The sequence below is a fragment of the Amphritea opalescens genome (assembly GCF_003957515.1).
GTDB classification, from domain to species: Bacteria; Pseudomonadota; Gammaproteobacteria; order Pseudomonadales; family Balneatricaceae; genus Amphritea; species Amphritea opalescens.
In genome coordinates, this window is the sequence record NZ_RQXW01000024.1 from 1 (window position 1) to 25,005 (window position 25,005).

The 25,005-nt window shown below is 47.7% G+C and carries 16 protein-coding genes and 1 tRNA gene; 6 read left to right on the forward strand and 11 right to left on the reverse strand.

The features are described from left to right. Positions 1-333 precede the first annotated feature (333 nt). Both tal and dusA read right to left on the reverse strand, forming a co-directional pair. Complete coding sequence (tal, locus tag EH243_RS17560) at positions 334-1,290, reverse strand: transaldolase (protein ID WP_126159966.1); 957 nt, start codon at positions 1,288-1,290, stop codon at positions 334-336. A 21-nt stretch (positions 1,291-1,311) separates the two neighbouring features. Next, positions 1,312-2,301, reverse strand: coding sequence for a tRNA dihydrouridine(20/20a) synthase DusA (gene dusA, locus EH243_RS17565; protein WP_126159967.1), 990 nt, complete (start codon positions 2,299-2,301; stop codon positions 1,312-1,314). Positions 2,302-2,963: 662 nt separating this feature from the next. Between dusA and EH243_RS17570 the strand changes: the two genes are divergently transcribed. Then, a complete protein-coding gene (locus EH243_RS17570; protein ID WP_126159968.1) occupies positions 2,964-3,359 on the forward strand; it encodes a diacylglycerol kinase in 396 nt (131 codons plus the stop codon). Positions 3,360-3,476: 117 nt separating this feature from the next. Here EH243_RS17570 and EH243_RS17575 read toward each other — a convergent pair whose 3' ends face one another. The 9 genes from EH243_RS17575 to EH243_RS17615 form a co-directional block, all read right to left on the reverse strand. Beyond that, on the reverse strand, positions 3,477-6,125 hold the full coding sequence (locus tag EH243_RS17575) for a nitrate reductase (protein WP_126159969.1): 2,649 nt from the start codon (positions 6,123-6,125) through the stop codon (positions 3,477-3,479). A gap of 108 nt (positions 6,126-6,233) precedes the next feature. Then, entirely contained in the window at positions 6,234-6,569 is a 336-nt protein-coding gene (gene nirD, locus EH243_RS17580) for a nitrite reductase small subunit NirD (RefSeq protein ID WP_126159970.1), read from the reverse strand. Between the two features lie 16 nt (positions 6,570-6,585). Next, complete coding sequence (gene nirB, locus EH243_RS17585; RefSeq protein ID WP_126159971.1) at positions 6,586-9,132, reverse strand: nitrite reductase large subunit NirB; 2,547 nt, start codon at positions 9,130-9,132, stop codon at positions 6,586-6,588. Beyond that, complete coding sequence (locus EH243_RS17590) at positions 9,129-10,454, reverse strand: NAD(P)/FAD-dependent oxidoreductase (protein ID WP_126159972.1); 1,326 nt, start codon at positions 10,452-10,454, stop codon at positions 9,129-9,131. Before EH243_RS17590 ends, nirB begins: the two co-directional genes overlap by 4 nt. A 432-nt stretch (positions 10,455-10,886) precedes the next feature. Continuing rightward, positions 10,887-11,813, reverse strand: coding sequence for an ABC transporter ATP-binding protein (locus tag EH243_RS17595; RefSeq protein WP_126159973.1), 927 nt, complete (start codon positions 11,811-11,813; stop codon positions 10,887-10,889). A 22-nt stretch (positions 11,814-11,835) separates the two neighbouring features. After that, the gene (locus EH243_RS17600) at positions 11,836-12,819 is read right to left on the reverse strand and encodes an ABC transporter permease (RefSeq protein WP_206441657.1); all 984 of its coding nucleotides are present in this window, start codon (positions 12,817-12,819) and stop codon (positions 11,836-11,838) included. An 88-nt stretch (positions 12,820-12,907) separates the two neighbouring features. Then, entirely contained in the window at positions 12,908-14,254 is a 1,347-nt protein-coding gene (locus EH243_RS17605; protein WP_420897545.1) for a CmpA/NrtA family ABC transporter substrate-binding protein, read from the reverse strand. A 377-nt stretch (positions 14,255-14,631) separates the two neighbouring features. Then, positions 14,632-15,813, reverse strand: a complete 1,182-nt coding sequence (locus tag EH243_RS17610) for a CmpA/NrtA family ABC transporter substrate-binding protein (RefSeq protein ID WP_126159975.1) — start codon at positions 15,811-15,813, stop codon at positions 14,632-14,634. 16 nt (positions 15,814-15,829) lie between these two features. Beyond that, a complete protein-coding gene (locus tag EH243_RS17615; RefSeq protein ID WP_126159976.1) occupies positions 15,830-16,426 on the reverse strand; it encodes an ANTAR domain-containing response regulator in 597 nt (198 codons plus the stop codon). Positions 16,427-16,744: 318 nt separating this feature from the next. On the opposite strand from EH243_RS17615, the gene gltX reads away from it, so the two are divergent. The 5 genes from gltX to EH243_RS17640 all read left to right on the forward strand — a co-directional run bounded on the left by gltX (position 16,745) and on the right by EH243_RS17640 (position 24,227). After that, positions 16,745-18,238, forward strand: coding sequence for a glutamate--tRNA ligase (gltX, locus tag EH243_RS17620; protein ID WP_126159977.1), 1,494 nt, complete (start codon positions 16,745-16,747; stop codon positions 18,236-18,238). A gap of 281 nt (positions 18,239-18,519) precedes the next feature. Beyond that, positions 18,520-18,595 (forward strand) — tRNA-Ala (locus tag EH243_RS17625). A 95-nt stretch (positions 18,596-18,690) separates the two neighbouring features. Next, positions 18,691-20,559: a site-specific integrase gene (locus tag EH243_RS17630; protein WP_126159978.1), complete on the forward strand. Its 1,869-nt coding sequence runs from the start codon at positions 18,691-18,693 to the stop codon at positions 20,557-20,559. Positions 20,560-20,954: 395 nt separating this feature from the next. Continuing rightward, positions 20,955-21,671 carry a hypothetical protein gene (locus tag EH243_RS17635; RefSeq protein WP_126159979.1) on the forward strand — a complete coding sequence of 239 codons (717 nt, stop codon included), beginning with the start codon at positions 20,955-20,957 and terminating at the stop codon, positions 21,669-21,671. A 114-nt stretch (positions 21,672-21,785) separates the two neighbouring features. After that, positions 21,786-24,227 (forward strand): hypothetical protein, encoded by a 2,442-nt coding sequence (locus EH243_RS17640; RefSeq protein ID WP_126159980.1) that lies wholly within the window; start codon positions 21,786-21,788, stop codon positions 24,225-24,227. Positions 24,228-25,005 lie beyond the last annotated feature (778 nt).

Genomic DNA, 25,005 nt, shown 5'->3' on the forward strand with positions numbered 1-25,005 from the left:
TTGGAGAAAAAAGAAGTCAGGTTTAATCTACGGCACAGCATCAAAGTGCTAAGGGTGCTCCCAAACTGACTGACTTCTTTGCAATGGAGATAGCTAATCATCCATCGCTGAGAGATACAAGGGTGCTGGTGAGGAACGAACCGCACCATGGATGATATTATTTATCGCAGCCAGAGGCAGCTCCCACAATCGTAATATTGTAGGGTGTCGGTGAGGAACGAACCGCACCACTGATGCCAACAGTCTCCAACACCTTTTAACAAGTTCCCCAACATAAAAAACGCCGCTAATTCTCATTGGCGGCGTTTTTGTCTTTATAGCTAAAATTTAATATTAGATTTGACTCAGTAACTCTTCCAACTTCACTTGATCCGCCGCAAAATTACGAATGCCTTCGGCGAGTTTTTCCGTGGCCATGGCATCTTCATTCATCGCCCAGCGGAACGCTTGCTCGCTGTTTTCCAGCTTGGCTTCATTGCATAGGGGATTGTTAGCAAACAGTTTCTGGTCTAGCGGTAGTGGGGTGTCGGCCAGTTCTGAGATTAAGGCAGGGCTAATGGTCAGTCGGTCACAACCGGCTAACTGACGAATCTCTTCACTGCTGCGGAAACTGGCACCCATGACGACCGTATTGTAGCCGTGATGTTTGTAGTAATTGTAGATACGACTGACTGAGACTACGCCGGGATCTTTGGCGCCATTGAAATCGGTACCTTCAGGGTTGTTAGCTTTATGCCAATCGAGGATGCGGCCAACAAAGGGTGAGATCAAGAATACTCCCGCATCAGCACAGGCGATCGCTTGTGCGAAACCAAACAGCAGAGTTAGGTTGCAGTTGATGCCCTCTTTTTCCAATTGGCGGGCTGCTTCGATACCCTCCCAAGTAGATGCAATCTTAATCAGTACTCGCTCATTACTGATACCAGCTTCGTTATACAAGCCGATCAGTTTTTTCGCTTTATCGATGGTTGCTTGAGTATCAAAGGATAGTCGGGCATCGACTTCGGTAGAGATACGTCCGGGAATCAGCGTGAGAATCTCACAACCGGCTAATACCGCGAGTTTATCGGTCATATTGGCTAGCTGTTCGCCATCACTACCGCCTTGGCTCAGTGCCCAGCTTTTAGCTTGTTCCAGATAGGGACGGTAAGCGGGGTCTTGGCTCGCTTTGAGTAATAGAGATGGGTTTGTGGTCGCATCAACCGGTTTCAGGTCTCTGATCGCATTAATATCACCGGTGTCGGCAACAATGGTGGTCATTTTTTTGAGCTGATCCAGCTGGCTTTCCATATTTATATTCCTGTAAATTACTTAAAGGGAGGCGACTTTTTCAACGGCCCGTTTTAACACATCAACATCAGCACCCGCTTTATGGGCATTTTCACTCAGGTAGCGGCGGAATTGACGACCGCCCGCTTGGCCGTGAAACAGCCCGAGTAGATGGCGGGTGATATGTCCTAGATAACAGCCCTGTTTTAGCTCCTCTTCGATGTAGGGGTACATCTGCTCGATAATCTGTAAGCGGGATTGCTGCGGCGTATCAGACTGATAAAGCGCATCAACCTCACTCATCATATAGGGGTTATGGTAGGCTTCGCGGCCAATCATCACACCATCGACATGTTTTAAATGTGCACGGGTCTCATCGAGTGTTTTAATGCCGCCGTTAATCAGTATTTCCAGTTCAGGAAATGCCTGTTTAATGCGGTAAACCCACTCATATTTGAGCGGCGGGATATCCCGGTTTTCTTTTGGGCTCAGGCCTTTAAGTATCGCTTTTCTGGCATGAATGATAAAGGTTTTACAGCCGGATTCGCTGATGGCTGCAACGAATTGATGCAGTTCTTCATAGCTATCCATATCATCTATCCCCAACCGGTGTTTGACGGTGATAGGAATCGCGACAGCTGACTGCATTTTTGCCAAACACTCGGCTACTAATTCAGGGTGAGCCATCAGGCAGGCGCCGATCATATTGTTTTGTACCCGATCACTTGGGCAGCCGACATTGAGGTTCACCTCATCATAGCCGGCATCTTCAGCCATTCGGCTACAGAGTGCGAGGTCTTCCGGTTGGCTGCCACCGAGTTGTAACGCGAGAGGGTGTTCGGCGTCGTTATAACGGAGAAAGCGTTGTTGATCGCCATGAATCAAGGCGCCAGTGGTGACCATTTCGGTATAGAGCACCGCATGTTGGCTGATGAGTCGGTGGAAATAACGACAGTGTCGATCAGTCCACTCCATCATCGGTGCAACGGAGAAGGTTCGGTTGAGCGGTGTGATGTGTTTAGATTCGGTCATATTGAGTATCAGGCCTAGGTTGACTGTCAGCGTTTTGATATTTCCCGCATCAGACCACTGAGATCCAATCCCTGCAGTTCTGCCAGTTTTTGTATATCACTTTCGGTGCGGGGGGGAGTTTGCTGGCCGCTTTAATAGCCTGCTTTTTCTCTGCTATTTTTGGGTTAAGTTTTCTAGCAGATTGTTTAATTGTTCCAAGCCGAGAGTATTCAGCTGTTTATCTACTTTAGGATTAAGCATTTCGATAATATAACTATTCAAAGAGAAAGAATGTTGCTTACCGTTCTGCTGTGATGGTCCGTTATCAATAGATCCTTGGTTAACTACACAACCGCGTGTTGGCGCGCTTAATTGAAGCCTTAAGATTGTCGCTGAATGGGGCGTGCAGGGAGCCACTATAACATTTAAGGGCATTTATTTTAAACGGATATTAGGGTTATTTTTTTCGCTTCAGCCGTGCTTTTTAAGCCTGATACTCTTCGTTTTGGAAGCGTTTTGGACGCGTTTTGAGGGTTAAAAAATAACGGATACATCCAGGGGAATCTGCTGCGATCGGCAGTGAGGGGCTGCTTCCATCGCCATTAGACGCTATTGCCGGTCGTAGAATGGACATTATTTTCATGTTTTAATACGGGCTTCGTCCCTCAACAGTAGCTATTCCGATGTATCAGGTTAAACGAACCGGCGTTAAACGTTTTTATTTTGCCACTAAATATTCACTCCAGGGTATTAAAGCAGCCTGGGTAGAAGAACCCGCATTTCGCTACGAGGCGACCGCCGCTCTTGTGTTGCTGCCTGCGGCTTTCTGGCTGGCGGAATCGGGTATGCAGCTCGCTTTATTGCTGGCCTGCTGTTTTCTGGTATTGGCCTTTGAGATTGTTAATTCGGCCATTGAAGCGGTGGTGGATCGTTGGGGGCCTGAATATCATGAACTAGCCGGACGGGCCAAAGATATGGGCTCGGCCGCGGTTTTTATGATGCTGAATATGACTTGGGTGGTCTGGGCTAGTGTGGCTTGGGATAACGGTTATCTCGATATGATCAAAGCACTTTTTTAGTCGCTGTTTTAACGCGCGACTTTAAGCGCTTATTTTGAGAGCCAGTTTAAGCACTGGTTTCAGTGCTTATGCGAAGTGCTCGTTCTAAGTGCTTATTCTAAGAGATAGTTTTAGTGATTATTTCAGCATCGCTCTAATCTCCGGTAGGCAGGAGCCGCAGTTACTGCCGCATTTTAGCTGCGTCGCCAGTTTATCGGTGCTGTTTACGCCCTGTTTTATAGCCTGACGAATCGTGTTTTCACCCACCTCAAAACAGCTGCAGACGATGTTACCGCCGTCATCGTTGTTATCCACCGGTTTCCCCGCGAGAAGCGACATGCGTTGAGCGGCAGAATCAATCGGCTGGGTGAACTGTTTACTTAGCCAACTGCTGTTCGCTAGAGCATCGGTGGAAGCGAAAAACAGTGATTCCGGTTGTTGCTGCTCAAAACTCACCATACGGTAAGTGGATGAGGCCTTTAGCTCGATTCGATCATCCCCCAGTGTGATCAACTGTTGTAGCCATGCTTGCCAATCTTGAGGTAGATACAAGCCGGTGAGTTCATAGCGAAACCCCTGTGCCAGCGGAATTTTACACCAGTATTCGCAGGGGAGGATCTTGGGTTCCTGATGGGTAATCAGAATAGCCTGCCAGCGACTCTCTACTTTTTGGATGATAACGGGGCAATGCTTTGCCTCTGGCTGTCCAGAGATAGGATCTTTAATCGCTGTAAATAAGCTATCGACCCGCGCTTCAGAGGCAAATTGTGCCGTCCAATGAATCGGCATAAACAGTGAACCGGCCGGTTGGCCTGCCGACAGCTTTGCTTTAACGAGACAGCGTCCCTGTGTGCTGCGAACTTCGACTAGATCTTGTTCGCTAATACCATAATGCTGCGCATCCTGTAGCGATAATTCTACATAGGGCTGATCAATATGATTGAGTAGTCGAGCCGCTTTAGCGGTACGGGTCATGGTGTGCCATTGATCTCGAATCCGACCGGTATTGAGAACCAAAGGGTACTCTTCGGACACCTGATTGAGTGGCGCTTGAGGGGTAATTGGCAGCATGCGTGCGCGGCCTGAGGGGGTGTTAAATCGACCCTCCGTAAATAATCGCAGCGGGCCGTTTTGTTGCCCCTTTGTAAGAGGCCATCTGACGGGCTCTAGTTGGTTGTATTCTTTTGGTGAGAGTTCAGACAGTCCGCTGATATCAAAAAAACGTTGCCCCTTATTTTGATATCCCGATAGTGCCGCGTGTTCGGCAAAAATCTCGCTGGGTGTCTTAAAGCTAAAGCCTTGTTTATAGCCCATCGCTTGGGCCACCGCGCAGATGATTTGCCAATCGTGACGACTGTTTCCAGCGGCGCTGAGAAAGCTTCGTTGCCGCGAGATCATCCGTTCAGAATTGGTCACGGTGCCATCTTTTTCTGCCCAACCTGTGGCGGGTAGTAGGACATTGGCGCAAGCGGTGGTGTCGGTTTTCGCCATACAGTCGGAGACGACCACCAATTCACAGCGTTCGAGTGCATCACGTATAAAGTCGGCATCGGGCATACTGACCACAGGATTCGTACCGATAATCCAGATCGCTTTGATTTTTCCTTCACTGACCGCCTGAAACATATCCACCGCTTTGAGCCCTTCGCTGCGGGCCATGTGTGGGGCTTGCCAAAAGGATTCGACTAATTCGATATTAGCAGGGGTGCTAAAGTCCATATGGGCCGCTAATTGATTGGCTAAGCCGCCAACCTCTCTGCCACCCATGGCATTAGGCTGACCGGTAATGGAAAAGGGCGCCGCGCCGGGTTTACCTATTTTCCCCGTTGCTAGGTGGCAATTGATAATAGCGTTGCCTTTATCCACACCGGATGAGGATTGATTGATACCCTGAGAAAAGAGGGTGACTACTTTATCGGTGCGACTAAACCAGTCATACAGTTGGTGAAGATCCTGCTCTTCTAAACCACACAGCTTGGCGGTATCTGCTAGGTTGCCGGTGATGCTGTTCGCCGCCCGTAAGGCGTTCTCGAAGCCTTCGGTATGCTGGGCGATATAGCTGATATCCAACGTATGATGATCGGCCAGATAGCTTAATAGGCCGGTAAATAGATAACCGTCGCTGCCGGGTTTTAATGACAGGTGAAGGTCGGCCATATCACAGGTCGCGGTGCGGCGTGGGTCGATAACCACCACTTTCATCTCGGGGCGTTTTTTCTTTGCCGCAAGAATGCGTTGATAGATAACGGGGTGCGCCCAAGCGGTATTTGATCCGACCAAAATCAGCAGGTCGGCCAGTTCCAGATCTTCATAACATCCGGGCACGAGGTCAGCACCAAAGGCGCGTTTATGGGCTGCCACTGCGGATGACATGCACAATCGAGAGTTGGTATCGACATTGGCGGAACCGATAAAGCCTTTCATTAACTTATTGGCGACATAGTAGTCTTCAGTCAAAATCTGACCGGAAAGGTAAAGAGCCACCGAATCAGGGCCATGGGTTTCAATCGTTTGGCGAAACCCCTGGGCGATATGTTCAATGGCTTGATCCCAGCTAGTGGTTTCGCCGTTGATCTGTGGTTCTAACAGGCGCCCTTCGAGCCCCGCGGTTTCATGTAGCGCTGCACCCTTAACACAGAGGCGTCCCTCATTCGCGGGGTGGCTTTTATCACCACTGACTGCGATGAGTTGGTCGTTACTGATGATGGCATTCACGCCACAGCCAACACCGCAATAGGGGCAGGTGGTTTTTACCTGACAGGTTTCCGGCTTGGCTGTCTGAGTCATGAATTCGGTTTCCTATGTGGCTGATGCATGGGATCAGCGGGTATATGAGCGGTTAACACTATGACCCAAGCGCGGCCACCATGGTGCCGCGCAAGGTGTCGCGCTGGATCAGAAGAGCACTTCTACCTGACCCTTTTCGATACGGGCAGGCCAGGCTTGAATCGAGTTGTTTTCATCCTCTAGACAGTGGCCGGTTTTAAGACAGAAGTGCTGTTTATACACCGGCGAGGCGACAAATATCTGCTGATCTTTTGAGCCGACTAATCCACGTGATAAGACATTGGCTTGACTGAAAGGGTCGAGGTTGGCCACCGCAAATACCGCTTGTTCTTTTTTGATATAGAACAGTGCGATTTGAGTATTGTGGATCAACGCACAGATGCCAGAGTCGGCCACTAGATCGTTTTGACTGCATACCGCAGTCCAGTTGGTATCGGTTGTCATCGTTATCTCCTCTGTTTTAACTGACCAGCTTAATCGGCTCGGCGGCAATGGCGTTTTTTTCATCTGGGGTAGCGGGGCGAATCTGCTGCCGCTCTTCAACGAACACAATGTTGCTATCCGGTGCGTCGGAATTAACAAAATGGCGGAAGCGTTTGAGTGCTTCAGGGTCATCGAGGGTGGTTTTCCACTCACATTGATAAGTGGCGACGACCTCGGCCATCTGCTGCTCTAACTCTTCGTTTAAGCTCAAGCTATCTTGAATAACAACCTGACGTAGGTAATCCAATCCGCCTTCCATATTTTCCATCCATACCGAGGTGCGTTGTAGGCGGTCGGCTGTTTTGATATAGAACATAAGAACGCGATCGATATAAGTGATCAGGGTGGCGCGATCGAGGTCGGTAGCAAACAGGTCGCCGTGGCGAGGCTTCATGCCACCGTTACCGCAAACGTAGAGGTTCCAGCCTTTTTCGGTGGCGATAATGCCGATATCTTTGCTTTGCGCCTCGGCACACTCTCGGGTGCAACCGGACACGGCAAATTTGATTTTGTGTGGCGCACGAAGGCCTTTATAGCGATTCTCCAGATCGATGGCTAACCCGGCACTATCATCGACGCCAAAGCGACACCAGGTGCTGCCGACGCAGGATTTAACGGTACGCAGTGATTTGCCGTAGGCGTGGCCGGTTTCAAAACCGGCATCAATTAGAATCTTCCAGATCTCAGGTAGCTGCTCTAAACGGGCACCAAAAAGGTCGACCCGTTGTCCGCCGGTAATTTTGCTATAAAGGTTGTACTGTTTAGCCACTTGCCCGAGTACGATCAGTTTATCGGCGGTGATTTCGCCGCCTGCGACCCGAGGCACCACTGAATAGGTGCCGTCTTTTTGCATATTGGCCATAAACGTATCGTTGGTATCCTGCAGGCTCACGTTTTGCTCGGTGAGAATGAAATCATTCCAGCAAGAGGCCAAGATACTGCCCGCCGCAGGTCGGCATATCTCACAGCCATGCCCGTGGCCATGTTTATCGAGAAGTTCATCAAAGCTGCGAATCCCTTCGATACGCACGATGTTATATAGATCTTGACGGGTATACGGGAAATGCTCGCATAGGTCGCGGTTAACATCGACACCCCGCTCTTCGAGTTCGTGATTGACCAGGTCGGTTAATAGGGCAGAACAACCACCGCAACCGGTGGCGGCTTTCGTGCCGCCTTTTACATCGGCAAGGCTGCAACAGCCGCTATCAAGTGCGGCCCGCACATCGGCTTTACTGACGTCGTGACAGGAGCAGATCTGCGCGGTTTCTGGCAGTGCAGCAACCCCCAAGCCGGTTTGTGTATCATCGCCTCGGTTAGGTAGAATCAGCGAATCTGGGTATTCTGGTAGGTGAATACCGTTGAGCATATATTGTAATAGTGTGCCGTAGTTTTCCGCTTCGCCCACCAGAATCGCCCCGAGCAGCGTCTTACTATCGGCGGATACCACAAGCTTTTTGTAGACCTCTGCACGTTCATCAACAAAGGTATAGTTGCGGGCACCGGGTGTGCGACTATGGGCATCACCAATACTGGCGACATCGACACCCATTAATTTCAGTTTGGTACTCATATCGGCACCGGTGAAACTATCGCTACCCCCAGTGAGGTGAGATACGGCCACTTTAGCCATCTGATTACCCGGTGCCACTAATCCAAAAATCTGCTTATTCCAGAGGGCACATTCACCGATGGCATAAATACTAGGGTCAGAGGTTTGGCAGTGGTTATTGATGACGATGCCGCCGCGCTCACCAACCTCAAGATCACTCTGGAGGGCCAGTTCATCTCGCGGGCGGATACCGGCAGAGAAGAGAATTAGGTCGGTTTCTAGCACTTCGCCATCGGCGAAATTCATTTTGTGGAAACACTGTTCACCGTCATCAATGAGCTGAGTGTTTTTTTCCGTATGCACGCTGACGTCCAGCGCTTCGATTTTTTGGCGTAGCATCGCACCGCCGCCATCATCCAGCTGAACCGCCATCAAGCGTGGGGCGAATTCAACGACATGGGTTTTCAAGCCGAGATCGGTTAACGCTTTTGCCGCTTCTAAACCCAGTAGGCCTCCTCCGACCACGGTGCCGACGGTGGCGTTTTTAGCCGCAGCAGCAATCGCATCGAGATCATCCAGGGTACGATAGACTAAACACTGTGGTCGGTCGTGGCCCGGCACAGGAGGGACAAAAGGATAAGAGCCGGTTGCTAGTACCAGTTTGTCATAACGGAGTGCTTGGCCCTTATCGGTCGTGACCGATTGTTCGTCTCGGTTGATATCCGTGACTGTCTCACCCGTGAGTACGGTGAGGCCCCAGCTGCGATAGAGATCGGCATTACCCATGGCAAGATCGTCTGCGGTTGCGCCGGAAAAGTACGCGCTCAGGTGCACTCGATCGTAGGCTAGTCGGCTCTCTTCGCAGAAAACAGTGACGTCAAAACGGTCTAGTTGTGCGCTATCCGCCAGCGTCTGTAGGAATTGATGGCCAACCATACCGTTGCCCGCGATTACCAGTTTTGTTTTTTTCATGAGGTCGCTCCTGTTGCCAAGCTTAATTGAGGTGCTGAGGCGTTTATATCGGTTGCACCGGCAGATGAGGTGATGGATTCAACATCACAGTAACGTCGGCCAAAAATGAGTTCGGGCAAGTGCTGAACTTTTTGTTTTGTCTGCATCAGTTCGAAATACCAATTGCCATCATTAACCGCGCCGAATAACACGGCGCCGGTGAGTCGCTGATGACGAAAAATAAGTTTGCGATAGATGCCATTGTTGGGGTCTTGATAGACGATCGATTCGCTATCGGGAGTATCCAAAAACTCACCGGCGGAAAACAGATCGATACCGGATACTTTGAGTTTGGTGGCGCAGGGTTGCACGCTGAAGCGGTGGTCGGCGCTCTGGCAAAGCTGATCCGCAAGTATGCTCGCTTGATCCCAGAGTGGTGCGACCAACCCAAAGGTGTGATCGCCAAATTGGGTGCACTCGCCAAGGGCATAAACATTCGCGGCTGAGCTTTGGAGCCGGTCGTTAACGAGAACGCCTCTGTCACATGCGATGTCACTGAGCTTAGCGAGGCTGTGATTGGGCGTGATACCGATGGCAATAACCGCCAGTTCAGTCGGAATAACCTCACCGTTTTTCAAAATGATCTGACGTAGGGATTCATTCTGTGTTATCTGCTGATCTGAAGTCGGGTTTAACTCAGCCGTGAACTGACTGATGTCAGCCCCCAGCTTAAATTGAATGCCACGGGATTCGAGCGATTGTTTTAATAGCTCGCCTGCGGCAGGGTCGAGCTGACGATTGAGTAACCACTGGCCTCGGTGAATAACGGTCACCTCGAGCCCCTGTTGTTTTAATCCCCACGCCGCCTCTAAGCCTAATAACCCGCCACCGATGACCGTGGCGTGGCTTATCTGGGGGACTTTCGCCATGATCTGATCAATATCGGCTAGGTTACGAAAACTAAGTACGCCATCCAGCGTTACACCGGGTGCGGCAGGAGTGATCGGGTTAGAGCCGGTTGCAAAGACGAGCTTGTCATAACTAAATTGATCACCGCTTTGGCAGCTTAAAGTCTGTGTCAGGGTGTTAATCGCGCTAACAGGGTCCGCACTATGAAGACTGATATGGTTATCTCGATACCACTGTTCCGAATGAGTCACGATATCGTCCGCGTGCATTTCACCGGCTAATACGGGTGATAGCATGATGCGGTTGTAGTTGGCATAGCCTTCGGCTCCGAATACGGTGATCCGGTACTGGTCCGGATTTCGTTTCAGAATCTCGTCCAGCAAACGACCACTTGCCATGCCGTTACCGATAATGATGAGATGAGCTTTAGGCATAAAAAAAATCCAAAAAAAAATGGCATTCACCGACCAGTACAAGTGCGAAGTACTGGAGGATGAACACCATTGTCCAAAAAAAAAATATGAGAAGCCTAAGATAGGCACGTAGTATAAAGCAGAGAGTGTGCCACTTTTGTAAATAGCATTAATATTCAATAGCTTACAGGCTTGTAAGCCGATTCTTATTCATCGCTTCAGTATTTCTATCGTTTATTTGAACGATCTTGGTGCGGGTTTTCAGCGTTGTGCACACTAAGAGGCCTTTGTTGTGCGCCTGTGATAAGGGCTTGTGGTGAGGGGCTGTGCTGAGGGATTGTGTTGAGGGGTGGCGAGAGAGCAGGCGAGGGGCCTGATAGGGTTGGGTTCAGTGTAAATATGGTATAAAAAAACCCAGCGATTGCTGGGTCGTAGAACAGAGAACGGGGCTGTTTAGGCGGCCTGTTCATCCGTCGGAGATTTTTCTGTTCTAGCAGAGTTAACCGTGCTGTTCGACGCGCAGGTTTCCGGTGTTTTATCTGCAGCCGGTGTTGAAGGTGCCTGTTTTTTCGCCGGTTGAGCGATAGGTTCGCCCGGGGTTCTTTGCTTCTCATAGAGAAAGCTTAAAACGGCGGCCCGATAATGGTTATATTCCGGGTCATCGGCTAAATCAAGGCGGTGGCGGGGACGTTCTAATTTCACGTCCAGTATCTCGCCGACAGTAGCGGCAGGGCCGTTGGTCATCATGACGATGCGATCCGACAATAACACCGCCTCATCAACATCGTGGGTAATCATAATCACGGTGTTATTCAAATCTGCCTGAATCTCCATGAGTGAATCTTGTAGGTGGGCGCGGGTGAGGGCGTCTAGGGCGCCAAAGGGTTCATCCATCAGCATGACCGTGGGTTCCATGGCGAGTGCGCGGGCGATGCCGACACGTTGTTTCATGCCGCCGGAAATCTCATCTGGACGTTTGTGCATGGCATGGTCCATGTGCACTAAACGGAGATTATGTTCGATCCACTCCTTCATCTCTGCTTTGGATTTACTCTTTTTGAAAACCTGCTTAACGGCCAGTTCGACGTTCTCATAAGCGGTTAACCAAGGAAGCAATGAATGGTTTTGGAATACGACCGCCCGTTCAGGGCCCGGTTCGTTAACCTCTTTGCCATCGAGTAAAACGCCGCCCTTGGTCGCCTGATATAAACCGGCGACAATGTTGAGAACGGTCGATTTACCGCAGCCTGAATGACCGATCAGAGAGACAAACTCACCCCGATCGATCTTTAGGTTAACATTGCTGAGTGCTTTAAATGGTCCATTCGGCGTTGGAAAATCAATATCGACGCCGGTGAGCTCAAGGTGTTTATTGGTCATCACTTTTCTCCTTAATGCTGCCTTAGCGCAGTTCGACGGATTTATCCCAAGATACTTTTTTCTGCAGTGCTAGCATGATGCGATCGAGCATGAAGCCGATCAGGCCGATCACTAATACGGCCACCATGATGCGTCCCAGTGAGTTAGAACTACCATTTTGAAACTCATCCCAGACAAACTTACCCAGTCCAGGGTTTTGTGCCAGCATCTCGGCGGCGATCAATACCATCCAGGCAATACCGAGAGAGAGTCGAAGACCGGTGAAGATCATCGGAATAGCCGAGGGGATAACAATCTTTATGACGTGTGTTAACCAAGAGAGCCGCAGCACTTTGCTGACATTATTAAGATCAGCACTGATTGTCGACACCCCCACGGCGGTATTTAGCAGGGTAGGCCATAGGCAACACAAGGATACGGTGATGAGTGAGGTGACAAAGGATTTGGCAAACATCGGGTCATCACTGACATAGATCGCACTGACCACCATGGTGACCAGAGGTAGCCATGCCAACGGTGACACGGGTTTGAAGAGCTGGATAACCGGATTAAACGCGCTATAGAGGGTTTTATTCAAACCGATCACGATGCCTGCGGGGATCGCAATGAGTGACGCGGCAAAAAAGCCTGCTAATACTGTCACGAGGCTTGTGCCTATCTGATCAATAAAGGTCGGTTTACCGGTGTAGGGGCGTGTTTTCACCACCGCATCGGGGTTCTTCTCGAGCTTTTTGGCATTGCGGACATCCTGACGTTGATGGAAGGCCACCTCTTTCTGCCGTTCCCGATTATGTTCTGCGAGCAGGTTGACGCTCTGTGCGTAGACTTGGGAGGGGCCGGGAAACTCTCCTAGGGAGGTATGAATATTTTGTGCGGCGATATTCCAGATAAACAGAAACACCAGAATGCCGCTCAAGGGCACTAACAGGGCTTTGATCACCTGAGCCGCGCTCAGCTTTTCGGGTAAGCCTAATGCTTTGAATAGTTTAAGTGCGATGTTGCTCATACTGTATCTCCAACGGGTTGCCCATGGACAACCCTTTGGTTTTCTGTGGGTTATTGCTCGCCATGGATATTAAGACTGGGTCTCAATGTTAAATTTCAGTATCGGGTTTGAGGCCGATCTTAAACTTGGTGAGATATTTGTTAGGCTGAGTGCCGTCGTAGGTAATGTTATCGATAAAGTGAGTTTGAGGTGGTTTGAAACCTGACTCAGCGGTGAAGTCTGGGAATTCACTGCTCTCCACTTTACCCTCTGCGATTAACTCACTCGCGGCCAGCGCATAGATATCTGGGCGATAGACTTTTTTCGCTGTTTCCATAAACCATTCGTCCGATTTTGGCTCGGCAATCTGACCCCAGCGACGCATTTGGGTTAGGTACCAAATAGCATCAGAATAGTAGGGATAGGTGGCGTTATGGCGGAAGAAGACATTAAAGTCGGGCACTTCGCGCTTATCACCTTTTTCGTATTCGAAGGTGCCGGTCATCGAGTTGGCAATCACTTCGTAATCCGCACCCACATATTCAGGGCGAGACAGAATCTCTACCGCTTCTGGGCGGTTACCGTTGTTATTGTCATCTAACCATTTAGCCGCTCTGATCATCGCTTTGACGACACGAATATGGGTATTCGGGTACTTATCCGCCCAGCCTTTAGAGACACCGAAGACTTTTTCCGGATTATCTTTCCAAATTTCATAGTCGGTGACGACTGGGACGCCGATCCCTTTAAAAACGGCCTGTTGATTCCAAGGTTCGCCAACGCAATAACCGTAGATCGTGCCGGCTTCCATGGTGGCAGGCATTTGCGGTGGTGGTGTTACCGAGAGCAGGGCGTCGGCGTCGATCTGGCCAGAGGAATCACCTTTATGAGGCGCATAAAAGCCTGGGTGAATACCACCGGCGGCTAGCCAATAGCGTAGTTCGTAGTTGTGTGTCGAAACGGGGAAGACCATGCCCATATTAAAGGGCTTGCCTTGTTCTTTATAGGCGTCAACAACCGGTTTAAGCGCATCCGCTTTGATTGGGTGGATCGGTTTGCCGTCTGCATCTTTATCGATATAGGGTTTCATCTGTTTCCAGATATCGTTGGAAACGGTGATGGCGTTACCGTTAAGGTCCATACTAAACGCTGTAATGATGTGTGCCTGAGTGCCGAAGCCGATGGTGGCACCTAATGGCTGCCCTGCTAACATATGGGCACCATCTAATTGACCATCAATCACACGGTCGAGTAGTACTTTCCAGTTCGCTTGGGCTTCTAGCTGAACATACAGGCCTTCATCTTCGAAATAGCCTTTTTCATAGGCAACGGCCAATGGCGCCATATCCGTTAGTTTGATAAAGCCAAACTTTAGATCTTCTTTTTCGGGTTCGCCGACAGCCGCCTGCGCTGAACTGAGCGTAAGCATGCTACCGACCGCTACTGCGCCGAACATTGTTACCGCATGTTGCAGCAGAGTACGGCGTTTTATCATCTTAGAAAGCAGTGTGTGAGTCATGTTGTTGGCTCCTGTATGTACCAAAAAATAATCAAAAAAAAACGCCTGCCCTGTCCTGATATCACTATCAGTAAGAGCAGACGTCGTTGTCATGTGTGAAACCGGATAAGTGGTTTCGAGTATTTATATTTATTGATACAGATAAAGCAGGTAGTGTGCCATAAAGCTTAAAACTCTTTTTAAACAATAGCTTAGTGATTTTTATGATGATTAAGAATGCATACGCTGAACGTTTGGGGCTGTATTCTGCACTTATATAGTGCTGTCGAAGGGCGTTGAGCACTTAAACAGCGCTTGCATCAACGCTATCCGCTTTAAAGCCGGTTAGGTTCAAAGGTGCCACCGTTAAAGAATAGATCACTGCCCATGGTGACGGCTCCTGCGCTGCCTTGTAAAACCCACTCGTTGTCATGAAACCCTTCAGGCTTGAAGTCGATCGTCGGATGGGAAAGTTTCATTTTGCTGGCCACGCTGCGGTACAGATCGGGTCGATACACCTGACAGGCAACTTGCTGCAGGTCGGTCTCCTCCTTGAGTTGTTGCGAGTGCTGCATCTGTTCCAGAAACCACAGCGCATGGGAGCGCCAAGGATAGCTGGCGGCATAACGGAAAAACAATCGGTTACCCTGTTTAAGCTGGGGGTGCGACAGCATTGATAGCGCTGGGCCGAGGTAGGCGTGACCCAGTAGAATATTCAAAGCTTCCTCACTATTTTGTGGCATGTCTAGCCAGTTAGATGCTTGAATCAAGGCGCAGATTAACGCCTGATGGGTGGCAGGGTGCGCATCATGCCAGCTTTCTAATACGGCGAAGACTTTGTCAGGACAGTTATTCCAGATCTGATAACCGGAGATCACAGGGCTGCCAATGCCCATCTCCTGAGCAACGGAGTTCCAAGGCTCGCCGGCACAATAACCATCGATTAAGCCTTTCTTCATGGTGACTGCCATCTGTGGCGGCGGCACGACTGTTAGATTGATATCGTTATCGGGATCAATACCCGCCGCGCTGAGCCAATACCGCAGCAGATAACTATGGGCCGAATAGGTGTACACCATGGCGAGTGTTATTTTGGGCCGACCACTGGCTTGACGATAGGCGATCAGTTGTTTTAACCCTGCCGCTGAGCTGTCGCTGGGGTGGTGGCCGAGCTCATCAATCTCCGCGAGTAGTTCGCGGGAGAGGGTGATAGCGTTACCGTTTAAGCCAATGCTAAAGGCGGTTACCATCGGTATCCGCGGTGATCCTAAACCTAGGGTTGAGGCGAGGGGAATGCCTGCTAGCATCTGCGCGCCATCGAGCAGCCCGAGCATGACTTTATCGCGGATGGAGGCCCAAGAGCCTTCACGGCTTAATTGAACATTGAGGCCTACCTCGCTAAAAAAACCTTTTTCTTTGGCGATCACCAGTGGGGCGCAATCCATCAAGGGTAAAAAACCAAGTGTTAGATCGGATTTTTCCGGTGCATCCAGTGTCGGGCTGTGTAGTAATGTCATGATGTTGGCCCTGTGCTTAATTCAGCATCTCAAGTACTGATATGATGTTTTTTGCTATCTGTGTCATGGTTTTACCCTGATCCATCGCCATCTTGCGCATGGCGGTATAGGCTTTATCTTCGGTGCATTGTTGATGTTTCATAATGAGACGTTTCGCCTGTTCTAGCTGTTTACGATCTTCCAATTCATTGCGGACATCATTGAGTTCGTTGCGTAGCGCTTGAAACTCTCGAAAACGGGCAGCCGCTACATCCATGATGGACTGAATTCGATCGGGGCTCATGCCGTCAACCACATAGGCGCTGACGCCCGCTTTGATCGCTTTTTGAATCGTTTGACTGTCACCGGATTCGGCAAACATCACCACTGGGCGAGGAATATGACTGTTCAGAGTTGCCATGTGTTCTAGAACGTCACGGTCGGGAGAGTCCAGCTCGATAATAATAATATCCGGCTGAATCTGTTCCACTTGAGCGATTAATCCCTCGGTATCATGTAGGCGACTGACTACCTCATAGCCCTGATCGTTTAGAGCTTGTTCTAGCAGTGCTGAACGGGCGGTATCCTTATCAATGACGAGTACCCGTTCCGGTTGTGATTGAATCGTGGTCATAGGGATTATTCTTAAGAAGGTATCAATCACAGTGCACTTAGCGTGCCAGCCTAAAATGTCATCCAAGCAGCCCTCATGCAAAAGTGGTTTAGACTCGCTGAAACCTAAGCAGGGCCGCGGATGGCTGCTCGGACAGGAGTATGGATTACTGAAAAGCGGAGAGAACTTGCGTTAACGCTGAATTGCACTAAATCGGTGCGGTTGGTTGTTGGTCTCTGTGTAAGATCGACTGCGGGTTGGATTACGGTAGGCGCTTATCGGTCAAGCAGGTATAATGCCAGCCAATTTCCCTAAATCAGTCTGGATGCATATTTTCTGATGACCGTACGTACCCGTATCGCACCGTCTCCAACCGGTGATCCGCACGTAGGCACCGCCTACATCGCTCTGTTCAATATGGCTTTTGCCCGTCAACACGGAGGAGAGTTTATCCTGCGTATTGAAGATACCGATCAGACCCGTAGTACCGCAGAATCAGAACAGATGATTCTTGATTCGCTGCGCTGGTTAGGTTTGGATTGGGCTGAAGGCCCCGATAAGCCTGGACCTTTTGGCCCATACCGTCAAAGCGAGCGAGGTGATATTTATCAGCAACATACTCAGATTCTGCTCGATAGTGGTCATGCCTTTAAATGTTACCGCACCTCAGCCGAACTAGATGAACTGCGCAACGAACGGCGCGCTCAGGGTTTACAAAGCGCGCTGAAAGAGAGTGATCTAGCGCTACCGGCTGAAGTAGTGGCTAAACGCGAAGCGGCGGGCGAACCCTATGTCGTGCGCATGAAGGTGCCGGAAGAGGGTGTCTGCGTGTTTGACGATATGCTGCGCGGTAGCATCGAAGTAGATTGGGCGCAGGTCGACTGCCAGATTCTGATGAAATCTGACGGCATGCCAACCTATCACCTCGCCAATGTGGTGGATGATCACCTGATGGAGATTACCCACGTATTGCGAGGCGAGGAGTGGATCAACTCTGCCCCGAAACATCAGTTACTGTATAACTACTTTGGTTGGGATATGCCTAAACTGTGTCATATGCCACTGCTGCGTAACCCAGATAAATCAAAGCTGTCTAAGCGTAAGAACCCAACCAGCATTATCTATTATCAGCGTATGGGGTATATGGCCGAAGCGGTGCTTAACTATTTAGCGCGCATGGGTTGGTCAATGCCGGATGAGCGGGAAAAATTCAGCCTAGACGAGATGATCGAACACTTCGATATCAACCGTGTATCGCTGGGTGGCCCGATCTTCGATCAGGAAAAACTCAGTTGGTTGAACGGTCTTTGGATTCGTGAAGAGCTGACTGATGAACAGTTCGCGGCTGCCTTCCAGCAATGGGCACTGAACCCTGAGTACCTGATGCAGATTATTCCACTGCTCAAACAGCGGATCGAAAAATTCTCCGATGTCGCGCCTGTTGCGGGCTTTCTGTTGTCCGGCATGTTACCGATCACCGAAGAGAGCTTTGCTCACAAGAGCTTAGAGAAAGACGATATTCGTCGTATTCTGCAATTTGCATCTTGGATGCTCGACACCGAACAGAACTGGGACAAAGACCACCTATTCGCACAGTGCAAAGCGCTGGGTGATGCGATGGGTTATAAAGTTCGAGATTTTCTGTTTCCGCTGTTCATTGCGATTGCTGGTACCAGTGCCAGTGTCTCGGTGGTGGATTCTATGCAGATCCTCGGTCCCGATATGAGCCGTGCCCGTATCCGTCATGCACTGAATATCGTTGGTGGCCCTTCGAAGAAAGAAACCAAAAGCTGGGATAAAGAGTATCGCGCCTTAGCCGCAACACTCGTTTGATCTACTTACATTAAATGACTCAAAGCCCTGCCATGCGGGGCTTTTTTTTGTTCGCATAAATAACGCTTTATAGATTCTCCTATCGCCCCTAAAAGGGTCTCCTGCAGGACGTTATCGAGTGTAGGAGCTGGCTCTGGCAGCGATACGGGTTACGGGGCGTGGTCTCGTGTAGGGACTTGCCTCAGGCAGCTCGAAGAGCTTTAAGGTTTTTACCGTTAAAATACAGCAACAATACTTGACACTCGAATGCCTCATCATTATTATAGCCGCCACTTGGTTTTGGGGCCTTAGCTCAGCTGGGAGAGCGGTTCGCTGGCAGCGAACAGGTCAGCGGTTCGATCCCGCTAGGCTCCACCAATTCCAACGTAGATCCGCGGTTCACGCGGCCTCCAGCGTACTGAAATTTGGTCAATCCTGTTTTGTGCTACCAACCTGTGATACTGAGGTTGTTTATGAGCGCGAAAATTCCTAATACATATCGTCGTAAAAATGGCATCTACTACGTCTGTTTCAGATGGCCTGCTGAGCTTTGCGAGCACTTTAACCTCTCTAATCCTTTAATTCGTTTCTCAACCACGACGGCTAATGAGTCTGAAGCAAGATATCGCTCAGCTATTGTTAGATCGAATTATTATATGCTGATTGGTGAGCTTTCTGATTTGTTATATAATGGCGCGTCTTTATCTAACCCATCAAGGTTTCTGACTTATGTCATTCTTTATCTAAGAAGTCAGAAGCAGGAGTATCTAAACATGGTTATGAAGGAGTTCGAATATCCCAATGTAGCGCTCAACTCCTCATCGGCTCCTCAAGAAAGTTCAGCGGCAGACTCTGTTGAAGTGACCACCGTTACCTCAAAACAGCATAATCCATTACCAGTGGACGCTGTTGAAGTAACCACCGTTACATCAAAGCGATGCAATCCATTACCAGCAGACACTGTTGAAGTGACCACCGTTACCTCAAAGCGGCGCAATTCATTACCGACAGACTCTCCTGAGAATAAAATCATTATCGAAGATTTTCCTGATGGGCGTCGGAAAAAGTATTCGGATTTGACGGACCCTGTTGCCGCTAATGCTGAGCTTTTCCAATTTGAACAAATGTGTGTCCAACTTGGCGGTACTGGCGGGGGTGGGCCATCATTAGGTGGACCTTCAGTAGACACTGTTGCTGCACAGTTTAAAGAAGAAAAAAAGCGTGATGATTGGAGTAATCCTAAGACATATTCTATTCGTGTATGTCGATTAGAAAGGGTTGTTGACTGGCTTGGGCGTAATAAAGATATAACGAGCCTTAAGCGAAAAGATATCCTTGAGGTTAGGAAAAAGATCCGCAGTTTATATGAACCTGATCGAAAACGTCGTTCGCCGAAAGATGGAAAAATGTCACTGCATACGGCTAAGAGCCATATGCAAATCTGTAAAGCGTTGTTCGCATATGCATCCGATGAAGACATCATTGAAACCAACATAGCGGCAGATGTTTTTTTGAAGCTATCAGGGTCATCAACGAGCAAGTTATCCTATCTGCCTTATATGAAAGAAGAAGTGGCCGCGATGCTCAATGGCTATGTCTATAACCTTCAGGAGCTTCCACGGCAGCGAGATTTGATTGATGCGTTCTTCTGGCAGCCTTTCATCGCAATGTTTTCAGGTGCGCGTGTAGGCGAGCTTTGTCAGTTAACCATTGGCGATATCAATGTGAGAGATGTGGTCGATAGTAACGGTCATGTTAAAGACCGGATTTGGTACTTCTGGTTAAACGATGAAGAACTCGCTCAGGCTTTGAAAACAGAATCATCACGGCGAGAAGTCCCGATACATAGCGCTATTTTAAAGGCCGGATTTCTCGAGTTTGTTGCACTACGAAAACAGGAAGAGAAGGGCAATTTAACCAAGCCACTCTTTCTTAGTCCTGATAAGTCTAAAGATGTGAATGCTACACGTGCGGTGGGGCGGTGGTTCAATGGTGAAACGGGGTTCAAAGGGTATTTAGACAACTTCTCGATCAAAAACAGAGATAGGAAGTGCTTTCATAGCTTTCGCCACACCTGTGTTAAAGCCTTAAGAAGTCAGCACTTTGATAACGAAGCGATAGCGGCGACGGTAGGGCATGAGCCGAACTCAATGACCGGTAAATATGGCGATGGCTTTGAGCTTGAAACCCTGAAAGAGATCATTGAGCACATCGATTATGGGGTTAACTTATCCCATATCCACTTTGCTAACTACCTGCCTTACCAGCAATGCAAAGGTCAGCCGATTAAAAATCGACACTTAGCCATAGCTAGAACTAAACGAACACTTCCTGAGGTGTAGTTAAAATCGGTATTTAAGGCGGCATTTGCTGCCTTTTGTCTGTCTGGCTAGCCAGTGTGATCGCTGCAAACACTATAGTTGTATAGGCATTTCTGTATGTAATATACAGTATGATTTGAACTTTTCTAGGAAAGGGGACACACTTAGTTTTCGTGCTTGCCTGTTTATTCCGTTGGTGATACTTTGATCATCAATAAAATCAATAGGTTATTGATTTGGTTTGCAAGTTTATATGCCACTCCTCACCGGAATAGTGTGCCCGCACGCTTTTCTGGAAGGGAATCGACAAACTATGGAAGATTTCAGAATGAAATCAGTTGGTTACAAGCAGAAGCCCGGTGAGCTCTCGCCAGAATATCAGGCACGCACACGAATAAGCTGTTAGATTGGGTAACATGTTCGCAAAAGACTCAGTATTTTTGAATTTACCGGCAGCTCTTAATCCGAAGCAAGCCGTTTTTTTTGATGGAATGAGGCATTCGGCGCAGATCATTAATCTGTCATATAGCCGGTTATGTAGGTCGTTAACCGAGCTATCATTGGTAGATTCTGGAGTTTCCGAACAGTCTTCATTCACGCACGTTTTTCTTGATGCTTGGGCATTCATTGATGCCGCAGATAGGTTTAGGTGTCTATGGGAAATGCAACCGAACTCAGACACTATTCCTGATACGTTTTCCCCAAAAGTTGTGCGTTCTCAGCTACAAGCTATTCGAGATATTCGAAATGTGTCGGCGCATATCGCACAAAAGGTTGATCAAATTATTGCGTTGAATTCATCGGTTCTCGGTTCTATTAAGTGGGTCACTATGGAGAGCGAAAATCCGCTCAAATTGAAAACTCACTTCATACGCCCCGGAATAACGCGAGGAAACGTAAAAGCACAGTTTGCGATGCCCAGTGGGGATATTAGTTTTAACCACGGGAGTGGGTGCATCTCATTGTCTGTTGGAAAATATGAAGCTAATTTATCGGCTGCTTACAAAACTATATGGTCTGTCGTCAAATTTGCCGAAGCGACTCTCGCGAGTTCTATGCAACCGGCTACCTCGCAGGAACGTATACCTATAGACATGTTTGGTTCAGCCGAGCTTGATACCAGTCAGTCGTGAGGGTTCAATCTAACAAGTGGCTGTTGGCGGACGCACCTGCGCTAGCGCTCCGGCACGCCGCAAAGCCAAGCGTTCAGTGCTACTCGCGACATATAAATGAATAAGGAGAATAGATTGACAACATTAGCTGCGGGAGAAGCCTCTTTACGTGCCCTCATATCTAAATTGAAGAATGACTCCGATATGAATGAAGCTCAGACAAGGTTTCATATCATTGACAAAGTATTGTTTGATTGCTTCGGATGGTCGCGGGATGAAGTTGAAGTTGAAAAATCTGAGCAAAGAAAGTTTACAGATTATGAACTAGGGAAGCCAAGGCTTGCTATCCTTGAAGCTAAACGCGAAGGTAAGACCTTTGAAATTCCAGCTGGACTGCCGAAGTCATTAATAAGTGACTTGCCTTCAATAATGAGGGTTGACACAGACTCATCATCTGCAATCAAACAAGCACAAGAGTACTGCAGTCAGCGGGGGGTGCCAATTGCTATCATTAGCAATGGACATCAATATATAGTTTTCCTCGCTTCCAGACAGGATGGGGTATCTGTCTATGAAGGAAAAGCTGTCGTTTTTACAAGTCTTAGCCATATGCTCGAAAACTTTCTTATTGCTTGGAAGCTTCTTTCTCATGCTGGAATCAGGGAAAGAAATATTTCGAGATATTTGGTTTCGGGCGAAAGTGGAATACCAAACAAACTCTCTTCAAAATTAATAAACTATCCAGTTGTCAGATACCCAAGCGAGATGCATGCGACCTTGAGGCAACTCTCTGAACTATTTCTACAAGATATTATTGAAAACAGTGAAGTAGAGGAAACATTTTTCTTAGAGTGCTACTGTGACAGCGGCGCATTGTCAAAGTATGCTTTATTAAGTAAAAATATCTTAGAAGCCAGATATGCATCGTTATTTAACGAGACCGAACCTGTTCCACATGTTGCTCCTGTCAAGGAAAAGAAAAGTGATAATTTTTCGCCGGACATTCTCGCTGAGGCAATAGCAAGGAGGCCAATAGTATTATTAGGAGATGTTGGGGTAGGAAAAACTTCTTTTGTAAAAAATCTAATGTATAACAGCGCTCATGAAGAGTTTAAGAACGCAATCTATATCTATATTGACCTTGGATCTAAAGCTGCCCTTGCACATGATCTGAAATCTTTTGTTCTGAATGAAATTGAAGCACAACTTCATGAAAAATATAATATAGACGTCAATGCCTTTAAATTTATTAAGGGGGTTTATGCATCAGATATACATCGTTTTTCAAATGGCATATGGGGAGAGAAAAAAGAAAGTAATCCAGATCTATATGAAACTAAACTGTTGGAAATGCTTGAATCTATTACTAGCGAAAAAGATCAACATTTAAAGAGGTGTATCAATGGACATGCAAAGTCTACTAAAAAGCAGATTATCATTTCCTTAGATAATGCAGATCAACGGGACTTTGACACCCAACAAAGTGCATTCATTATTGCTCAAGAACTTGCGAAAGACTGGAACTCAACCGTTTTTGTCTCTGTTAGGCCCCAAACATTTTTTAAATCCAAGCGTTCCGGCGCGTTAGCGGCATACCCTCATAAAATATTCACAATATCTCCGCCAAGAATTGACTCAGTTATTAAAAAACGGCTACTTTTTGCTCTCAGTATGGCGGAAGGGAATGTTCCAATTGAGGCCATTAATTATGTAAGAGTAAATGTAGGTAACTTAGCTCAGTTTTTAAAGGCACTTATAACATCTTTGACCGAAAATTCGGAACTCTACGAGTTTCTATCAAATATTACTGGTGGGAACATACGGGCTGCAATCGAATTTGTAACAGGATTTATTGGAAGCCCAAATGTAGATGCAGAGAAAATTATTAGGATTATGAATGAGGAAGGACGATATAGAATACCACTTCATGAATTCACTAAATCAGCCCTGCTAGGCGATTATTCTCATTATAATCCCGATACCTCAATTGCGATGAATATCTATGATATTTCTTCCACTGATTCAAAAGAACACTTTTTGAAGTCAATCATATTGGCATTGCTAGATAGTACTGGTGAGCATCTTGATAATGATGGATTCTGCCAGACGACTAACATGTTTGAGCAGATGCAAAGCTTTGGATTTACAGCCGACCAAATAACACACTCTTTGAGGAAGTGTACGAATAAAAAGCTCATTGAAACATCCCAAAGAGTCACATTTGAAGAGGATATTAATGGTACTCTTATTGGCGAAATGCCAAGCTCATTCCGAATTACGAGCGTAGGCGCTTATCACCTAAAAAGATGGCTTTCAGTTTTTTCTTATTTAGATGCAATGGTTTTTGACACCCCAATACTAGATAAAGATATACGAGAAGAACTAATGCACGACTTGAATTCTCTAGCTATCGATTCTCGATATAAAAGAGCAGTCAAGTTTAAAGAGTATTTAAAGAAAGCATGGATTGATATGGGTAATAAGCCTAACTACTTCGACTTTAATACTTTAGTTGAAGATGGCAATAAGACATTCAGAACTGTTAAGCGTGCAATAGATAGCAATAGTCATAGTTAAAACACTGAACAAGCGCCTGCAATCTGACCTCCGGTAGTTGAGGTGGGCATTAGATCTATGAGGTAAATTGTGGAATTATCGAAGAAGAGCTATGGAAAATGCGAACAAGACAAGCCAGTTGGAAAGTTCTAAATGAACTGAAGCTTTAACCCCATACTTACCTCGGTAAGTATGGGGTTAACTTATCCCATATCCACTTTGCTAACTACCTGCCTTACCAGCAATGCAAAGGTCAGCCGATTAAAAATCGACATTTAGCCATAGCTAGAATTAGACGAACACTTCCTGAGGTGTAGTCAAAATCAGTATTTAAGGCTTCATTTGCGGCCTTTTGTCTGTCTGGCTCTCAAAGAGCTTGGCTGGTCATTTAAGCTGAGAATTCTCCATTTTTTTGCAGGTTCTAACGAGAGTATGGTCTTGGTAGTAGTTCAGTGAGTAATTCTAAATGTTTTGGCGCACCTGCTTGGTATTAGCATGGATGCGTTTTATAGGCATTTCTTTATGTGATATAACGCATGATTTGAACATTTCTAGGAAAGGGGACATACTTAGTTTTCGTGACTACCTGTTTATTCGGTTGGTGATACTTTGATCATCAATAAAATCAATAGGTTATTGATTTGGTTTGCAAGCTTATATGCCACTCATTACCGAAATAGTGTGCACGCACGCTTTTCTGGAAGGGAATCATCAAACTATGGAAGGTTTCAGAATGAAATCAGTTGGTTACAAGCAGAAGCCCGGTGATCTCTCGCCAGAATATCAGGCACGCACACGA

Bases quoted from the DNA above. Each gene is read 5' to 3' on its own strand.
- tal (WP_126159966.1), bottom strand. From the start codon at position 1,290: ATGGAAAGCCAGCTGGATCAGCTCAAAAAAATGACCACCATTGTTGCC.
- dusA (WP_126159967.1), bottom strand. From the start codon at position 2,301: ATGACCGAATCTAAACACATCACACCGCTCAACCGAACCTTCTCCGTT.
- EH243_RS17570 (WP_126159968.1), top strand. From the start codon at position 2,964: ATGTATCAGGTTAAACGAACCGGCGTTAAACGTTTTTATTTTGCCACT.
- EH243_RS17575 (WP_126159969.1), bottom strand. From the start codon at position 6,125: ATGACTCAGACAGCCAAGCCGGAAACCTGTCAGGTAAAAACCACCTGC.
- nirD (WP_126159970.1), bottom strand. From the start codon at position 6,569: ATGACAACCGATACCAACTGGACTGCGGTATGCAGTCAAAACGATCTA.
- nirB (WP_126159971.1), bottom strand. From the start codon at position 9,132: ATGAAAAAAACAAAACTGGTAATCGCGGGCAACGGTATGGTTGGCCAT.
- EH243_RS17590 (WP_126159972.1), bottom strand. From the start codon at position 10,454: ATGCCTAAAGCTCATCTCATCATTATCGGTAACGGCATGGCAAGTGGT.
- EH243_RS17595 (WP_126159973.1), bottom strand. From the start codon at position 11,813: ATGACCAATAAACACCTTGAGCTCACCGGCGTCGATATTGATTTTCCA.
- EH243_RS17600 (WP_206441657.1), bottom strand. From the start codon at position 12,819: ATGAGCAACATCGCACTTAAACTATTCAAAGCATTAGGCTTACCCGAA.
- EH243_RS17605 (WP_420897545.1), bottom strand. From the start codon at position 14,254: ATGTTCGGCGCAGTAGCGGTCGGTAGCATGCTTACGCTCAGTTCAGCG.
- EH243_RS17610 (WP_126159975.1), bottom strand. From the start codon at position 15,813: ATGACATTACTACACAGCCCGACACTGGATGCACCGGAAAAATCCGAT.
- EH243_RS17615 (WP_126159976.1), bottom strand. From the start codon at position 16,426: ATGACCACGATTCAATCACAACCGGAACGGGTACTCGTCATTGATAAG.
- gltX (WP_126159977.1), top strand. From the start codon at position 16,745: ATGACCGTACGTACCCGTATCGCACCGTCTCCAACCGGTGATCCGCAC.
- EH243_RS17630 (WP_126159978.1), top strand. From the start codon at position 18,691: ATGAGCGCGAAAATTCCTAATACATATCGTCGTAAAAATGGCATCTAC.
- EH243_RS17635 (WP_126159979.1), top strand. From the start codon at position 20,955: ATGTTCGCAAAAGACTCAGTATTTTTGAATTTACCGGCAGCTCTTAAT.